This is a genomic window from Rhodococcus sp. MEB041, from assembly GCF_030208955.1.
In the GTDB taxonomy this organism is placed as follows: domain Bacteria; phylum Actinomycetota; class Actinomycetes; order Mycobacteriales; family Mycobacteriaceae; genus Rhodococcoides.
In genome coordinates this window covers 810,695-825,404 of the sequence record NZ_JARVSZ010000002.1, presented here as the reverse complement: position 1 = coordinate 825,404, position 14,710 = coordinate 810,695, and the positions used below count along the sequence as shown (strand labels likewise).

Here is a 14,710-nt window from a genome sequence, read left to right as displayed (position 1 = left end):
GGGTCAGCCCTGCTCGGCGATGTCCTCGAGCACCGAGATCATGGTGCGAACCGGGACACCGGTGCCGCCCTTGCTCGTGTAGCCGTGCGGCCCGCCGGTGTTGAAGGCCGGCCCGGCCACGTCGATGTGCGCCCACTGGACGCCCTCGGCGACGAACTCCTTCAGGTAGAGCCCGGCCGCGAGCATGCCGCCCCACCGGTGGTTGGTGACGTTGGCGAGGTCGGCGACGCGGGAGTCGAGATCGGGTCGCAGTTCGGCCGGCAGCGGCATCGCCCAGGCGTTCTCGCCGATGCGCTGCGAGATGGCGGCGACGCGGTCGCGGAACACCTCGGTGCCCATGACACCCGGGGTGCGTGTGCCGAGGGCGACCATCTGCGCTCCGGTGAGGGTCGCGGTGTCGATGAGATAGTCCGGCTCGTCCTCGCAGGCGCGCACGATGGCGTCGGCGAGAATGAGGCGGCCCTCGGCGTCGGTGTTGATGACCTCGACCGTGGTGCCGCCGTACTGGGTCAGCACGTCGCCGGGACGCTGCGCCGTGGACGACGGCATGTTCTCGGCCATCGGCACCGTCGCGGTGACGTCGATCGGCAGCTTCAACTTGGCCGCCAGCACCACCGTCGCGACCACGGCGGCCGCGCCGGCCATGTCCGAGGTCATGTTCTCCATGCCCGCCGCGGGCTTGATCGAGATGCCGCCGGTGTCGAACGTGATGCCCTTGCCGACGAGAGCGACGGTGGGGGACTTCTTCTTTCCGCCGGACCAGGACAGCCGGACCAGACGCGGCGGGCGGGACGAGCCCTTGCCGACGCCGACGATGCCGCCGTAGCCCCCGCGCTCGAGTGCCTTCTCGTCGAGCACCTGCACGGTGAGGCCGGCCTCGGTCCCGAGGGCACGGGCGCGCTCGGCGAACTCGGCCGGGAAGAGGTGGCTCGGGGGCGTGTTGACGAGGTCACGCGCGGTGGCGACCGCCTCGGCGACGGCCTCGGAGCGCGCGAGTTCGGCGCGAGCCTGCTTGTCGCGCGGCGATCCGACGAGCAGATCCACCCGCGTGATCGGTGTCGCGTCGTCCTTGGGCGCCGACTTCTGCTTGTACTCGCTGAACTGGTAGGCGCCGAGGTAGAGGCCCTCCGCGGCGGCGGCGAGGCCGACGGCGGACAGGGTCGTCGCGACGTGGCCGATGCCGGTGAGCGCGCGCGCCGCCGATCCGGCCGCACGACGCAGCACGTCGTCGGTGCGCTCGGCGGCGGTGCCCAGACCGACGGCGAGAACGCTGGCGGCGGGCAGGGACGAGGGTGCGGGAACGCGGGTGACCTGATCGGCCCGGCCGGTGGCGCCGAGGGCCGTGACCGCGGCGAGGACGTCTGCGGCGGCGTTCCCGAGGAAGTCCTCGCCGACGATGCGGACACCGTCGTCGGTCTTCTCGAGTCCGACGACGACGACCTCGACGGCCTTGTCGATGGTTCCGGCGAGGACCAGTTCGGGTCCGAGTGTGCGCTGCGACTGACTGCTCACGTGCTGCTGCTCCTGATGGTCGGGGACGGTCGGTGAGGGTGGAGCGACGCAGTCGATCGTATGCCGACACCGACATCGGGCTCGTCTGAGTTAGCGTTCCCCACCATGAGCGAAGAGTTGTTGCACGGTCCGGTCCACGAGGCGCACGTCGCCCTCGGAGCCACGTTCGCCCCCTTCGGCGGGTGGACGATGCCGGTGTCGTACGCGGGCACCGTCTCCGAGCACACGTCGACGCGCACCACCGCGGGGTTGTTCGACGTGAGTCACCTGGGCAAGGCGGTCGTCTCCGGTCCCGGCGCCGCGGCGTACGTCGACTCGGTGCTGACCAACGCGCTCGACCGCATCGGGCCCGGCCAGGCGCAGTACACGTTGTGCTGCACCGAGAACGGCGGAGTGGTCGACGACCTCATCGCCTACCTCGTGTCCGACGACGAGGTGTTCCTCGTGCCCAACGCGGCCAACACCGCCGCCGTGGTCGAGGTGCTGGCGCAGGGTGCCCCGGCCGGCATCGAGGTCCGCTCGGCCCACCGGGAGTACGGCGTCCTCGCCGTGCAGGGACCGCGGTCGGCCGACGTCCTCGCCGCCGTCGGGCTGCCGTCCTCCCTCGATTACATGGCGTTCGAGGACGTCGCGTTCGGATCCGGCTCGGTACGGGTCTGTCGCACCGGCTACACGGGGGAGCACGGGTACGAGCTGCTGCCGCAGTGGGACACGGCCGCGTCGCTGTTCGAGGCGCTGCTGGGCGCGGTGCGCGAGGTGGGCGGCGAGCCCGCCGGTCTCGGAGCGCGCGACACGCTGCGCACCGAGATGGGCTACCCGCTGCACGGGCACGAGCTGTCCGTCGACATCAGTCCGCTGGAAGCGCGCTGCGGCTGGGCGGTGGGCTGGAAGAAGGACGAGTTCCGCGGACGCGACGCCCTCGTGGCGCAGAAGGAGGCGGGCGCACCCCGCACCCTCGTCGGCCTCCGCGCCGTCGGACGCGGTGTGCTGCGTCCGGATCTGACCGTCCTGCGCCCGGGGAATTCGGTCGGCACCGGAGAACCGGTCGGTGCGACCACGTCCGGCACCTTCTCGCCGACCCTCAAGGTGGGCATCGCGCTCGCGTTGCTCGACACCGCGGCGGGCGTCGCCGTCGGTGACGCGGTCGACGTGGACGTGCGTGGTCGGGCGATCGCGTGCGAGGTGGTCAGGCCGCCGTTCGTCGAGGCGCACGTGCGGTGAGATGCCACACCACGCTGCTTTAGAGTGTTCGGCATGACTGGCCTGGAATTCACGCGTCACGAGCACCCGTCGCCCGCCACCGCGGAAGCGCGGGCAGCGGTGTTGCAGGCGCCCGGGTTCGGCGTGCACTTCACCGATCACATGGTGGCCATCGACTACGACGCCGGCACCGGGTGGCACGACGCGGTGGTGACGCCCTACGCGCCGTTCCCGATGGATCCCGCGGCCATGGTTCTGCACTACGGCCAGGCCATCTTCGAAGGTCTCAAGGTCTACCGCCAGCCCGACGGCAGTCTCGCGTCGTTCCGCCCCGGCGCGAACGCGGAGCGTCTGCAGAGCTCGGCCGCGCGGTTGGCGATGCCGGCCCTGCCGGTGGAGCTGTTTCGCGAGTCCATCGAGCAGCTGCTCGCCGTCGACCACGAGTGGGTGCCCGTCGCCGGCGGCGAGGACGCGCTCTACCTGCGGCCGTTCATGTTCGCCACCGAGGCGGGGCTGGGCGTGCGCCCGTCGTCCTCCTACCGCTACCTCCTCATCGCCTCGCCCGCCGGCGCGTACTTCCCGCGCGGGGTCAAGCCGGTCAGCGTGTGGCTCTCCACCGAGTACGTGCGCGCCGCGCCGGGCGGCACCGGCGCCGCGAAGTTCGCGGGCAACTACGCGGCCTCGTTGCTGGCCCAGGCGCAGGCCGCGGACCAGGGCTGCGACCAGGTCGTGTGGCTCGACGCGCTCGAGCGCCGCTACGTCGAGGAGATGGGCGGGATGAACCTGTTCTTCGTCTTCGGCTCCGGACCCGACGCGCGGTTGGTCACGCCGTCCCTGTCCGGCTCGCTGCTGCCCGGCATCACGCGTGACTCGCTGCTGGCGCTCGCCACCGACGCGGGCTTCGCCGTGGAGGAGCGCAAGATCTCCACGGACGAGTGGCAGAAGAAGGCGGAGTCGGGCGAGATCACCGAGGTCTTCGCGTGTGGCACCGCAGCCGTGATCACCCCCGTCGGCAGTGTGAAGTCGGCCGAGGGCGACTTCCGCATCGGTACCGGAGAGCCCGGCGAGGTCACCATGGCTCTGCGCGACACACTCACCGGAATCCAGCGCGGCACCTTCGCCGACACCCACGGCTGGATGAGCACGCTGCGCGACTGATCGCTCAGCCGACGAGGCAGAGCACGAGCACCACGGCGGTGGTCAGCTCGATGCTCGCCCCGAGCACGTCACCGACGAGACCGCCGAATCGCCGAACGCAGTGCCGGGCGAGCAGAGTGACGGCAGCGAGTGCCACCGCGACGGCTGCCACTCCCTGCAGCGGGACGCCGGGGACGGCGAGCAGCCCGGCGGCGAGTGCCACGAGGACCCACAGGGTGACCACGGCGGGTGACTGCGACGCCGCGACGAGTGAGCCGAAGCCACTGCCGGTGGCGGCGGGCACCGAGCGGCGGCACACGATCACGACGGCGCACCGGGACACGACGGCAGCGACCACGATCGCGAGAGCGTCTCCCCGAGAGACGAGTTCGCCCATGGCCACCGCCTGCACGCCGAGAATCAGAACGAGGGTCGCGGCCCCGAACGGTCCGGTGGACCCGGACTTCATGATCGCCAGCGCACGCTCGGCCGGGCCGTAGGACCCGAGTCCGTCCGCGGTGTCCGCGAGCCCGTCGAGATGCATTCCGCGGGTCAGCAGCGCCAGGATGCCGACGCCCAGCAGTCCCGCGAGCAGGGGCGGCAGGTCGGCTGCGGCGCACGACCACACCACCAGTGCGGCCGCGCCGCCCAGCGCCAGGCCCACGAGCGGGACGATCCCGATCGCGCGACGTGCGTCGTCGCGATCGACGGCGTCCGGACCACGCACCGGCAGCACCGTCAGCCAGGAGAACGCCAGGCGCACCGGGTCCAGGAACATCAGGGCCGCGTGCTCACTCCGGCATCGGAGAACGTCGCCATGTCGGCGAGTGTCGCGACGGCACCGGACAGGATCGGCAGCGCGACCATCGCCCCTGAGCCCTCGCCGAGGCGCATCGACAGGTCGAGCAGGGGATCGAGTCGCAGGTGTGCGAGCGCCAACGCGTGTGCCGGTTCCGTCGACCGATGGCCGGCCAGCCACCACGACGAGGCGCCGACCGAGAGATCGTTCGCGACCAGTGCCGCCGCCGTGACGACGACGCCGTCGAGCAGCACCGGTGTGCGACGCACCGCGGCCTGCACCAGGAAGCCGGTCATCGCGGCGAGATCGGCGCCGCCGACGGTGCGCAGCAGTGCGATCGGGTCGCGGGTGACGGGACGCGCACGCCGCAGGGCGTCACGGATCGCGGCGGTCTTGCGGATCCACCCCGCGTCGTCGATGCCGGTACCGCGGCCGACCGCCGCCACCGGTTCGGTGTTGGTGACGGCAGCGATCAGCACGGTGGCGGGGGTGGTGTTGCCGATGCCCATGTCGCCGGCGATCAACAGGTCGGCGCCGCCGTCGACCTCCTCGTCGGCGATGTCGCGGCCCGCTGTCAGGGCGGCGATCACCTCGTCCTGCGACAGTGCGTCCTCGCGGTCGATCGACCCACTGGAGCGACGCACCTTGTGCGACGACACGGAGTCGTCGGTGTCCGCGTCGACCGCGATGTCCACCACTCGCACGGTCGCACCGGACACCGTCGCCAATGCGTTGATCGCGGCGCCGCCGGCGGCGATGTTCGCGACCATCTGCGCCGTCACCTCCGGCGGGTACGCGGAGACCCCACCGCGGGCGATGCCGTGATCGCCGGCGAAGACCACGGCGCGAGCCCGAGCGAACCGATGCGGAGGGCTCACGCCCTGGCACGACGCGACCCACACGGCGAGGTCCTCGAGACGGCCGAGCGAGTCCGCGGGCTTGGTCAACGACGACTGCCTGGCTCTCGCCTCACGGGCGATCTCGGCGTCGGGTGGATCCACCGGACGGAACAGTGCGGAACTCTCGGTCACCACGTGCCTCTCGATCGGTCGGTGGGTCGGTCGCTCGGTCGGGTGAGGGGGACGGACAACCCGGCCACCACCAACGTCACCGCGTCACACACCTGCGCGAGACGGGCGTTCGCGGCACCGATCTCGTCGCGGAAGAGTCTGCCCGCCCGCGACTCCGGGATCACGCCCAGACCCACCTCGGGGGAGACGAGCACCAGCGGACTCTCGAACCGGTCGACGGCCGTCACCAGGTCGTCGACCGCGGCCACCACCGTGCCGCGCGGCGAGTCCCACGCGCGCAGATCGTCCAGCGCGCCGGTGAGCCAGGTCCCCAGGTCGTCGACCAGTGTGGGCACGTCGTCCCGCAGGGCCTCGGACAGTGCCGCGTACGAGGTGATCTCGACCGTGGACCAGTGCTCCGGCCGCGTCCGTCGATGCGTGTCGATGCGGGCGTCCCAATCGGCGTCCGCACTGTTCCGCCGCCCGGTGGCCACGTACCGGACCTCGGCGTGACCGGCCAGCAACGACTCCGCATGGCCGGACTTGCCGGACCGGGCACCTCCGAGGACGAGCGTGCGCGTCACCGCGGGTGCGCTCAGACCGCGTCGCCGGGGCCGACGCGAGGCTTGGGGGCACGCATCTTGCGGACCTGCGACGCGCGGACGAACGAGTACCAGCCGAGCTTGAAGCCGCCGTCCGGAGTCTCGGGGAAACGGTCCCGCACCTTGTTGTTGACGCGGCGGCCGAGCAGATAGCCGTCGATACCCATGAAGATCATCATGATGAACAGCGCGAGCGTGACGATCGACTGCACCTCGGGGCTCAGGAACAGTGCCACGAGCAGGATCAGGGCCATCGGCATGAAGAGCCCGACGAAGTTGCGACGCGAGTCGACCAGGTCACGCGCGTAGGCGCGGACGGGGCCCTTGTCGCGGGGGAGGAGGAACTTGTCCTCGCCGGCCATCATGCGGGCACGCTGGTCCGCGGCCTTCGCGCGACGCTCGGCCGAGGCGGCCTTGCGTTCGTCCTTGCTGCCCCGCGTCGCCTTGCGTCGCGCCCGGGCCTCCTTGGCCGTCAGCGGCGCCGGTGCGACCGGGCCACGGCGGCGGCCCTCGGCCTCACGCCGTGAGGGCGTCGGACGGCCCTTGCCGAGGCTGACGTTGCCGCGGGTCTGCGCCGTGCTCTCGTCCAGGCTCGTCGACTCGTGGTCGACGGGGGTCTGGGTGTCGGACTTCTCACTCGACTTACCGAAGGGCAGCTTCACCCCCACAGGTTATTCGACGTTCACCCCCACGCGAACACCGCAGTCGTGGGCTCTCACGACCGGCGCTCCTCGTTAGAGTGTTCCGATGCGCGTTCTCATCGCCCCCGATTCCTTCGGAGACACCCTGACCGCGGCCGAAGCAGCCGACGCCATCGCGGCGGGGTGGTCGAGCGCGCGCGACGACGAGCTGATCCTCGCGCCCCAGTCCGACGGCGGACCCGGGTTCGTCGACGCACTCGCGGCCGACGGCGGCGAGGTGATCGAGTCGACCGTGTCCGGACCCCTCGGCGACGTCGTGACCGCGCGCTGGTTGCTCGACGGCGCGACCGCCTACGTGGAGGTCGCGCAGACCGTCGGTCTCGGACTGCTCGGTCGTTCGCCGGATCCGGAGTCGGCCGTCGCGGCGTCCAGCAGGGGAGTGGGGCAGATCGTCGCGGAGGCGCTGACCCGTGGAGCGACCACCGTGGTGGTCGGTCTCGGTGGCAGCAGCTCGACCGACGGCGGCGCGGGCATGATCGAGGCCCTCGGGGGACCCGACGCGGCGGTCGCAGCTCTCGCTGACGTCGACCTCGTCGCGGCCACGGACGTCGACAATCCGCTGCTGGGCCCCGCCGGTGCGGCCGCGGTGTTCGGACCGCAGAAGGGTGCGGACGCGGACACCGTGCGCGTCCTGGAGGAGCGGAACGCCGACTGGTGCGTCGAGCTCGATCGCGTCGCCGAGCGCGCGGTGGCGGACCTGCCGGGGGCGGGTGCGGCCGGCGGCCTGGGCGCCGCGTTGCTCGCGCTGGGAGCGACCCGCACGTCCGGGGCCGATCTGGTGGCCGAGCGCACCCGTCGCCACGAGGTGATGCCGACGGTCGACGTGGTGCTGACGGGCGAGGGGAAGTTCGACTCGCAGTCGTTGCGAGGAAAGGTGGTGACCGCTCTCGCGGGGTCGGCTCGCGAGCACGGTGTGCGCACGGTGGTCCTCGCCGGTCAGGTGCGTCTGGGCGAGGACGACATGCGCGCGGCGGGCATCGAGTCGGCGCACTCGGTGACCGATTTCGCCGGATCGGTCGACCTCGCCATGTCGGACGCGCGTGCCCAGCTGACCGGCCTCGCCGCGGACGTCGCCCGCACCGGCTCGTGGGCGTGACCGCCCCGGCGATCGTGTGGAATAGCGGGGTCGGGAGTACCGTTGACTGTGTTCGCCGGCGTTGTCGCCGAGAGGGCACGAACGATAGGGAGAACCCATGACTGTGCAGAACGACGTCGCCACCAGTGACGTGACCACCACCGACACCGAGACGCACGCCGTCCTGATGACCGAAGCGGCCTCGTCCAAGGCCAAGGCACTGCTGGATCAGGAAGGCCGCGACGACCTGGCGCTGCGCATCGCGGTTCAGCCCGGCGGGTGCGCAGGGCTGCGCTACCAGCTGTTCTTCGACGACCGCTCGCTCGACGGCGACCTGGTCAAGGACTTCGGCGGCGTCACGCTCGCCGTGGACCGGATGAGCGCGCCGTACGTCGAGGGCGCGTCGATCGACTTCGTCGACACCATCGAGAAGCAGGGCTTCACGATCGACAACCCCAACGCCACGGGTTCGTGCGCGTGCGGTGACTCCTTCAACTGAGTCCCGAGTAGTCTCCCGCCGTCCCCGGCACCCTGCGTGGGTACCGGGTACGACGTGTGTCCGGGGTGCGTCGTCCCGGGGCGTCCGTCTGATGGGGTTCACCCACTCGTCACCCGGGTAAGGTTCACAGCAGTTCTCCTCCACCTGCTGCGAAAGGCCCTCGGACGTGACCATTGCGGTGTCCGGCTCCATTGCTACCGACCATCTGATGCGGTTTCCCGGTCGGTTCGCCGACCAGTTCCTCGCCGATCAGCTGGCACACGTCTCGCTGAGCTTCCTCGTCGACGACCTCGTCATCCGCAAGGGCGGGGTGGGCGGCAACATCGCCTACGCCATGGGTGTTCTGGGCGGCGCACCGCTGCTCGTCGGCTCGGTCGGTCCCGACTTCGCCGAGTATCAGACGTGGCTCGAGGACAACGGCGTCGACTGCTCCGCCGTCACCCTCTCCGAGACGGCTCACACCGCGCGTTTCGTCTGCACCACCGACGAGGACATGGCACAGATCGCCTCGTTCTACCCCGGCGCGATGACCGAGGCCGGCGACATCTCCGTCCACACCGTGGCCGAGGGTCGCGACCTGGAACTCGTCCTGGTCGGCGCCAACGACCCGGCCGCGATGATGCGCCACACGGCGGAGTGCCGCGAACTGGGCATCCCCTTCGCCGCGGATCCGTCGCAGCAGCTCGCACGCCTCGACGGCACGCAGGCCACCGAGCTCATCCAGGGTGCCGAGTACCTGTTCACCAACGAGTACGAGTGGGGCCTCCTCCGTCAGAAGACCGGGCTGACCGAACGCCAGATCCGCGACACCGTCGGCCTGCGCGTGACCACGCTCGGCAAGAACGGCGTCGAGATCGTCGGCGCCGACGGCACGGACATTCGCGTCTCCGTGGTCCCGGAGACCAGCAAGGTCGACCCCACCGGTGTCGGTGACGCGTTCCGCGCCGGCTTCCTCGTCGGCCGCGCCAACGGGCTGGGCCTCGAGCGCGCCGCCCAGCTCGGATCCTTCATCGCGGTGCTCGTGCTCGAGACCACCGGCACCCAGGAATGGACGCTCGTCCGTGACGACGCGATCAAGCGCCTCACCGACGCGTACGGCGACGAGGCCGCGGCCGAGATCGCCGCGATCCTCCCGCAGTAGTTCGCGTCTGCCGGCTAGAGCCGAACCGGGTACGTGGGTTCGGCGATGGCCGGCACGATGCGCTTCTCGACGAAGATGCCGTGCCACACCATGAAGATGAGCACGGTCCACAACCGGCGGCTGTGATCGCTGCGTCCCTCGCGGTGGTCGTTCAGCATGCGGGTGATCGCGGCCTTGTCGAGCAGGTGATCGGTATGGGAATCGGCGATCTGCTGGTGCGCCCAGTCGAAGAGCTCGGTGCCCCGCAGCCAATGCCGAAGCGGCACAGGGAAACCCAGCTTCGCGCGGTTGAGCACATGATCGGGCACGATGCCGTCGAGTGCCTTGCGTAGCGCGTACTTCGTCGTCGACTTCGTGATCTTCTGCTCCAGCGGCAACTGCTCCGCCACCCGGAACACCTCGTTGTCGAGGAACGGCACGCGCAACTCCAACGAGTTGGCCATCGTGATCTTGTCGGCCTTCACCAGGATGTCGCCGCGCAGCCACGTGAACAGGTCCAGATGCTGCATCCGCGCCACCGGGTCCCAGCCGGCGGACTGCGCGTAGATCGGCGCCGTCACGTCCTGATGGGTCCACTCGGGCCGGAACTCCCGCAACACCGACCGCAACTGCGCATCGTTGAAGCTGCGCGCATTGCCGTAGTAGCGCTCCTCCAGGCTCATCGACCCGCGGTGCAGGAGACTCTTGCCGCGGGTGCCCTCCGGGATACGCTCACTCAGTCGACCGGCGGCGCGTCGCAGGGAGGGTGGCAGCTTCTCGAACGGTGCGAGCGACAACGGCTCCCGGTAGATGGTGTAGCCGCCGAACAACTCGTCCGCACCCTCGCCCGACAGCACCACCTTGACGTGCTTCCGTGCTTCCTTGGCGACGAAGTAGAGCGGCACCAGCGCCGGGTCCGCCACCGGATCGTCGAGATACCAGACGATCTCGGGGATCGCCGCGGCGAACTCCTCGGGCCCGACGACCTTGATGACGTGCTTGGCGCCGATCGCAGCGGCCGACTCGGCCGCGACGTCCACCTCGGAGTAGCCCTCACGCTCGAAACCGGTGGTGAAGGTGACCAGATCCGGGTTGTGCCGCATGGCGAGCGCGGCGATCGCCGTGGAGTCGATGCCGCCGGACAGGAACGAGCCGACGGTGACGTCGGCACGCATGTGCTTGGCGACGGAGTCCTCGAGCGCCTCGGCGATCTCGCGGTAGCGCGCCGCCTCGGTGCCCGACGGGACGGGACGCACCGGGAACGTCGGCCGGAAGTAGCGAGTGACGGTCGGCTCGGAGCCGGGAGTCAGGCGAGCGGTGCAGCCGGACTCCAGGCGACGAATGCCCGCGTGGAGCGTCTCGGGTTCCGGCACGTACTGCAGCACCGTGTAGTGCTCCAGGGCGCGGGGGTCGAGCTCGTCGGACACGCCCAACGACTCGAGGAGTTCGAGAATGCTCTTCTTCTCGCTCGCGAACGCGGTGCCCGCGGCGCCCGTCGAGTAGAACAGCGGCTTGATGCCGAACGGGTCACGCGCGAGGAACAGTTCCCGCTTCTCGGTGTCCCACAGCGCGAAGGCGAACATGCCCCGCAGGCGTCGAACGGCGTCGTCGCCCCAGAAGTGGAACGCGGCGAGAATGGCCTCGCCGTCACCCTCGGTGGCGAACGTCGCGCCGTGCTCGCGTGCCAACGTCTCGCGCAGTTCGAGGTAGTTGTAGATCTCGCCGTTGAACACCAGCGCGTAGCGCTCCGGACTCTCCGCGGGGCCCCAGCGGAGCGGCTGGTGCGAGTGCTCGATGTCGATGATCGAGAGCCGGTTGAAGCCCAGCGCCAGATCGTCGTCGTGCCACGTTCCCGGCTCGTCCGGCCCGCGGTGTCGCATGCAGTGCGACGCGTGGCCGACGGCATCGACGACATCTTCCGCGGATGCGTTCGACGTCAGCAGTCCCAGCAGTCCACACACGGTCGGTACGCCTCGTTTCGTTCGGGTGTCGGCCCGGTAGCGGGCCTGGTCACAGGCGTCGCCGGGACCTCGACGGCCCGACGCGCATCGGTCCGAGTATGCCGCAGTGCGGCGGGAACGCCGAAGTGACCGGCCGGGCCCGGTGTCGCCGCCCAACTCGCACCCGACCCGACACGAGAACCGAGCCCGCTTTGGTCTACGCTGCGTAGTACACGAGTACCTCGTGCGTGTGAGCGACTTCGGTGGCTCGTCCGGACGGTTCTCGTACTCTCCATCTGGCAATCAGGAAGGCGTGATCGTGGCGCAGCGTGGTGGTGGATCCGGTCGTCGGACGACACGACGAGTCGGATTGGTGGCCTCTCTTGCAGTGGCCGCCGTGGTGCTGTCGGGCTGCGGCATCGACAATTCCGTACTTCGATTCGGATGGCCGTCGGGCGTCACGCCGCAGGCCGAGCGGATGCGCGAGCTGTGGACGTGGTCCGTCATCGCGGCGCTCATCATGGGCGTCATCGTGTGGGGCCTGACCTTCTGGACGGTGGCGTTCCACCGCAAGAAGAAGGACTCGCCGGAGTTCCCGCGCCAGACCGCGTACAACGTCCCGCTCGAGCTGTTCTACACGGCCGTGCCGTTCGTCATCATCGCCGTCCTCTTCTACTTCACGGTCGTCGTGCAGAACTACGTCCAGGAGAAGCAGGACAACCCCGACGTGGTCGTCGACGTCACCGCGTTCCAGTGGAACTGGAAGTTCGGCTACCGCACCGTCGACCTCAAGGACGGGCAGCCGCTGTACGACGGCACCGACCAGGAGCGCGAGCAGGCAGCAGAGGAGGCCGGCACCCCCGAGGGTGAGGAGCCGGGCCCCCTGTTCGGCCGCGAGAAGTCCGACCAGTCCTACCTGCACTACAACGAGGTCGAGACCGTCGGCTCCAGCTCCGAGGTCCCGATCCTCGTGCTGCCCACGGGCAAGCGCATCGAGTTCGAGATCGCGTCCTCCGACGTCATCCACTCGTTCTGGGTTCCCGAGTTCCTGTTCAAGCGCGACGTCATGCCGAACCCGGACGAGAACAACTCCGACAACGTGTTCCAGATCAGCGAGATCGAGCGTGAGGGTGCCTTCGTCGGGCGCTGCGCCGAGATGTGCGGCACGTACCACGCGATGATGAACTTCGAGGTTCGCGCGGTCAGCCCCGAGGCCTTCGAGAACTACATGGCGGCGCGTCGCGACGGCCAGACCAACGCTCAGGCGCTGGAGTCCATCGGCGAAGAGCCTCGCGCGACCTCCACCTCGCCGTTCAACACCGACCGCACCGTCAAGGCTGCGACCGTGGCAGAAGGAAACTGACATCTCATGAAGATCGAAGCGAAACTCTTCGAGATCCTGACCGGGTTCTTCATCCTCGTCGGAATCCTCTACGGCGTGTTCACCGGCTTCTCGCGGACCGGCATCGAGTGGGCCGGCCTCACCGCCATCGCCCTCTCGGCGGGCCTGACGCTGATCGTCGGAACGTACTTCCGGTTCGTCGCTCGTCGACTGGACACCCGTCCCGAGGACTACGACGACGCGGAGATCGCCGACGGTTCAGGCGACCTGGGCTTCTTCAGCCCCGGTAGCTTCTGGCCCATCATCCTCGCCGGATGCGCCGCCTTCATGGCCCTGGCGTTCGCGTTCTACGAGCCCTGGATGCTCGCGGTCGGCGCCCTCGCCATCATCGCCGCCGCAGCCGGATTGGTCTTCGAGTACCACGTGGGACCCGAGAAGCACTGACACAGCTCCACCCCGAACGCCCCCGGCCTGTGGTCGGGGGCGTTCGGCGTCGGTGAGGTGGGATTGCGCCCTCCTGGTGGGCTTCTCGCACCTCCGGTGTTCCCGCACCCACGCTGCGCCGTCGCACGTCGCCTTGCCGAGCAACACGCATGCGTGACGCGAGGAAGGGTGCGGGAACTGGTGCCCCGGCGGCCGCTCGCGCGATGATGACGACGTGTTCGAGAACTTCGACGAATCGATGATCGAGGTCGAGGCCGCGTCGATCCTCACCCGGCACTGCGGCGCGGGCGATCTCCCAGTGCTGTTGCTGCACGGGCACCCGCGTACGTCGGCGACGTGGCACCGTGTCGCCCCACTGCTGGTCGACGCAGGACATACGGTCGTCTGCCCGGACTTGCGCGGGTACGGACGCTCGCAGGGCCCGGCGCCGACACCCGACCACTCCGCACACTCGAAGCGGGCGATGGCCTCGGACATGGTGCAGGTGATGGCCGCACTCGGGCACCGACGCTTCGCCGTGGTCGGTCACGACCGTGGAAGTTACGTGGCACTGCGCCTGGCCCTGGACCACTCGGGCCTCGTGACCGCGCTGTCCCTGCTCGACTGCATCCCCATCAGCGAGCACCTCGACCGGGCGGACAGTCGATACGCGACCCGATGGTGGCACTGGTTCTTCTACGCCCAGCCCGACTTCCCCGAGCGCGCCATCACTGCCGATCCCTCTTCGTGGTACCGCGGCGATCCGGCCCTCATGGGAGTGGAGAACCACCGTGAGTGGCTGACGGCGATCCACGATCCCGATGTCGTACGCGCGATGCTCGAGGACTACCGAGCAGGACTCACCGTCGACGCCGACCACGAACGCGCCGACCGAGCGCAGGGGAGGACGTTGGCCGTGCCGGTGCAGGTGCTGTGGTCCACACGGGACGACCTCGAGGAGTTGTACGGCGATCCGTTGACCATCTGGCGTGCGTGGGCGCCGGGCGTCGTCGGGCACGCCATCGATTCGGGACACCACATGGCCGAGCAGGCCCCGCACCACCTCGTCGACGCGCTGCTGCCGTTCCTCGCCTCGGCGGGGCGGTGGGATCCAGTGCAGTAGCCCGCGCTCCACACGGTCCAGTGCACCGGATCTGCTGGAGCGGGGCGTTCGTGTGCAGTGATCCGCGGTGGGCGCGGATCACTGCACACAAGAGGGGTGGGTGGCATCCCGATCCGCCGGCGCGGATCTCGGACTGCGCTGACACCCCGCCTCGCCGAGCGACGACGGGTGCGGGAACGAGCGGTGGGGGAGGGGACAGACGAGAAGAGGCGCCACCCGAGTGGGTG

The 14,710-nt window shown here is 69.9% G+C and carries 14 protein-coding genes; 8 read left to right on the top strand and 6 right to left on the bottom strand.

Going from position 1 to position 14,710, the window contains the following annotated elements; genetic code table 11:
• Positions 1–3: 3 nt before the first annotated feature.
• On the bottom strand, positions 4–1,512 hold the full coding sequence (locus tag QRN16_RS07865) for a leucyl aminopeptidase (RefSeq protein WP_222630518.1): 1,509 nt from the start codon (positions 1,510–1,512) through the stop codon (positions 4–6).
• A gap of 105 nt (positions 1,513–1,617) precedes the next feature.
• On the opposite strand from QRN16_RS07865, the gene gcvT reads away from it, so the two are divergent.
• Positions 1,618–2,733 (top strand): glycine cleavage system aminomethyltransferase GcvT, encoded by a 1,116-nt coding sequence (gene gcvT / locus QRN16_RS07860; RefSeq protein ID WP_027505803.1) that lies wholly within the window; start codon positions 1,618–1,620, stop codon positions 2,731–2,733.
• 33 nt (positions 2,734–2,766) lie between these two features.
• Positions 2,767–3,870 carry a branched-chain amino acid aminotransferase gene (locus QRN16_RS07855; RefSeq protein WP_027505804.1) on the top strand — a complete coding sequence of 368 codons (1,104 nt, stop codon included), beginning with the start codon at positions 2,767–2,769 and terminating at the stop codon, positions 3,868–3,870.
• Positions 3,871–3,874: 4 nt separating this feature from the next.
• Here QRN16_RS07855 and cobS read toward each other — a convergent pair whose 3' ends face one another.
• From cobS to QRN16_RS07835, 4 genes are read right to left on the bottom strand one after another with little or no spacing between them, the layout of a single operon-like run.
• Positions 3,875–4,621 (bottom strand): adenosylcobinamide-GDP ribazoletransferase, encoded by a 747-nt coding sequence (gene cobS, locus QRN16_RS07850; RefSeq protein WP_222647761.1) that lies wholly within the window; start codon positions 4,619–4,621, stop codon positions 3,875–3,877.
• A gap of 5 nt (positions 4,622–4,626) precedes the next feature.
• Positions 4,627–5,682, bottom strand: coding sequence for a nicotinate-nucleotide--dimethylbenzimidazole phosphoribosyltransferase (cobT, locus tag QRN16_RS07845; RefSeq protein ID WP_037185716.1), 1,056 nt, complete (start codon positions 5,680–5,682; stop codon positions 4,627–4,629).
• On the bottom strand, positions 5,676–6,242 hold the full coding sequence (locus tag QRN16_RS07840) for a bifunctional adenosylcobinamide kinase/adenosylcobinamide-phosphate guanylyltransferase (protein ID WP_056445647.1): 567 nt from the start codon (positions 6,240–6,242) through the stop codon (positions 5,676–5,678). The genes cobT and QRN16_RS07840 overlap by 7 nt, the downstream gene beginning before the upstream one ends.
• 11 nt (positions 6,243–6,253) lie before the next feature.
• A complete protein-coding gene (locus QRN16_RS07835) occupies positions 6,254–6,922 on the bottom strand; it encodes a DUF3043 domain-containing protein (protein WP_027505807.1) in 669 nt (222 codons plus the stop codon).
• Between the two features lie 85 nt (positions 6,923–7,007).
• On the opposite strand from QRN16_RS07835, the gene QRN16_RS07830 reads away from it, so the two are divergent.
• The 3 genes from QRN16_RS07830 (at position 7,008) to QRN16_RS07820 (ending at position 9,676) form a co-directional block, all read left to right on the top strand.
• Positions 7,008–8,057 (top strand): glycerate kinase family protein, encoded by a 1,050-nt coding sequence (locus tag QRN16_RS07830; protein WP_222638381.1) that lies wholly within the window; start codon positions 7,008–7,010, stop codon positions 8,055–8,057.
• Positions 8,058–8,154: 97 nt separating this feature from the next.
• Positions 8,155–8,535, top strand: a complete 381-nt coding sequence (locus QRN16_RS07825; protein WP_027505809.1) for a HesB/IscA family protein — start codon at positions 8,155–8,157, stop codon at positions 8,533–8,535.
• A gap of 166 nt (positions 8,536–8,701) precedes the next feature.
• Positions 8,702–9,676: a carbohydrate kinase family protein gene (locus QRN16_RS07820; protein ID WP_027505810.1), complete on the top strand. Its 975-nt coding sequence runs from the start codon at positions 8,702–8,704 to the stop codon at positions 9,674–9,676.
• A 14-nt stretch (positions 9,677–9,690) separates the two neighbouring features.
• Here QRN16_RS07820 and asnB read toward each other — a convergent pair whose 3' ends face one another.
• A complete protein-coding gene (asnB, locus tag QRN16_RS07815; RefSeq protein WP_285185511.1) occupies positions 9,691–11,616 on the bottom strand; it encodes an asparagine synthase (glutamine-hydrolyzing) in 1,926 nt (641 codons plus the stop codon).
• A 295-nt stretch (positions 11,617–11,911) separates the two neighbouring features.
• Here asnB and ctaC point away from each other — a divergent pair, with 295 nt between their 5' ends.
• From ctaC to QRN16_RS07800, 3 genes are all read left to right on the top strand, one after another.
• Positions 11,912–12,958, top strand: coding sequence for an aa3-type cytochrome oxidase subunit II (gene ctaC / locus QRN16_RS07810; RefSeq protein ID WP_371831725.1), 1,047 nt, complete (start codon positions 11,912–11,914; stop codon positions 12,956–12,958).
• A gap of 6 nt (positions 12,959–12,964) precedes the next feature.
• On the top strand, positions 12,965–13,381 hold the full coding sequence (locus QRN16_RS07805; protein WP_027505813.1) for a cytochrome c oxidase subunit 4: 417 nt from the start codon (positions 12,965–12,967) through the stop codon (positions 13,379–13,381).
• A gap of 214 nt (positions 13,382–13,595) precedes the next feature.
• Complete coding sequence (locus QRN16_RS07800; RefSeq protein WP_285185508.1) at positions 13,596–14,483, top strand: alpha/beta fold hydrolase; 888 nt, start codon at positions 13,596–13,598, stop codon at positions 14,481–14,483.
• Positions 14,484–14,710: the final 227 nt, after the last annotated feature.

What these genes read in the sequence shown, in the direction of transcription:
- gcvT (WP_027505803.1), top strand. Translation starts at nt 1,618, where the DNA reads ATGAGCGAAGAGTTGTTGCACGGTCCGGTCCACGAGGCGCACGTCGCC.
- QRN16_RS07855 (WP_027505804.1), top strand. Translation starts at nt 2,767, where the DNA reads ATGACTGGCCTGGAATTCACGCGTCACGAGCACCCGTCGCCCGCCACC.
- QRN16_RS07830 (WP_222638381.1), top strand. Translation starts at nt 7,008, where the DNA reads ATGCGCGTTCTCATCGCCCCCGATTCCTTCGGAGACACCCTGACCGCG.
- QRN16_RS07825 (WP_027505809.1), top strand. Translation starts at nt 8,155, where the DNA reads ATGACTGTGCAGAACGACGTCGCCACCAGTGACGTGACCACCACCGAC.
- QRN16_RS07805 (WP_027505813.1), top strand. Translation starts at nt 12,965, where the DNA reads ATGAAGATCGAAGCGAAACTCTTCGAGATCCTGACCGGGTTCTTCATC.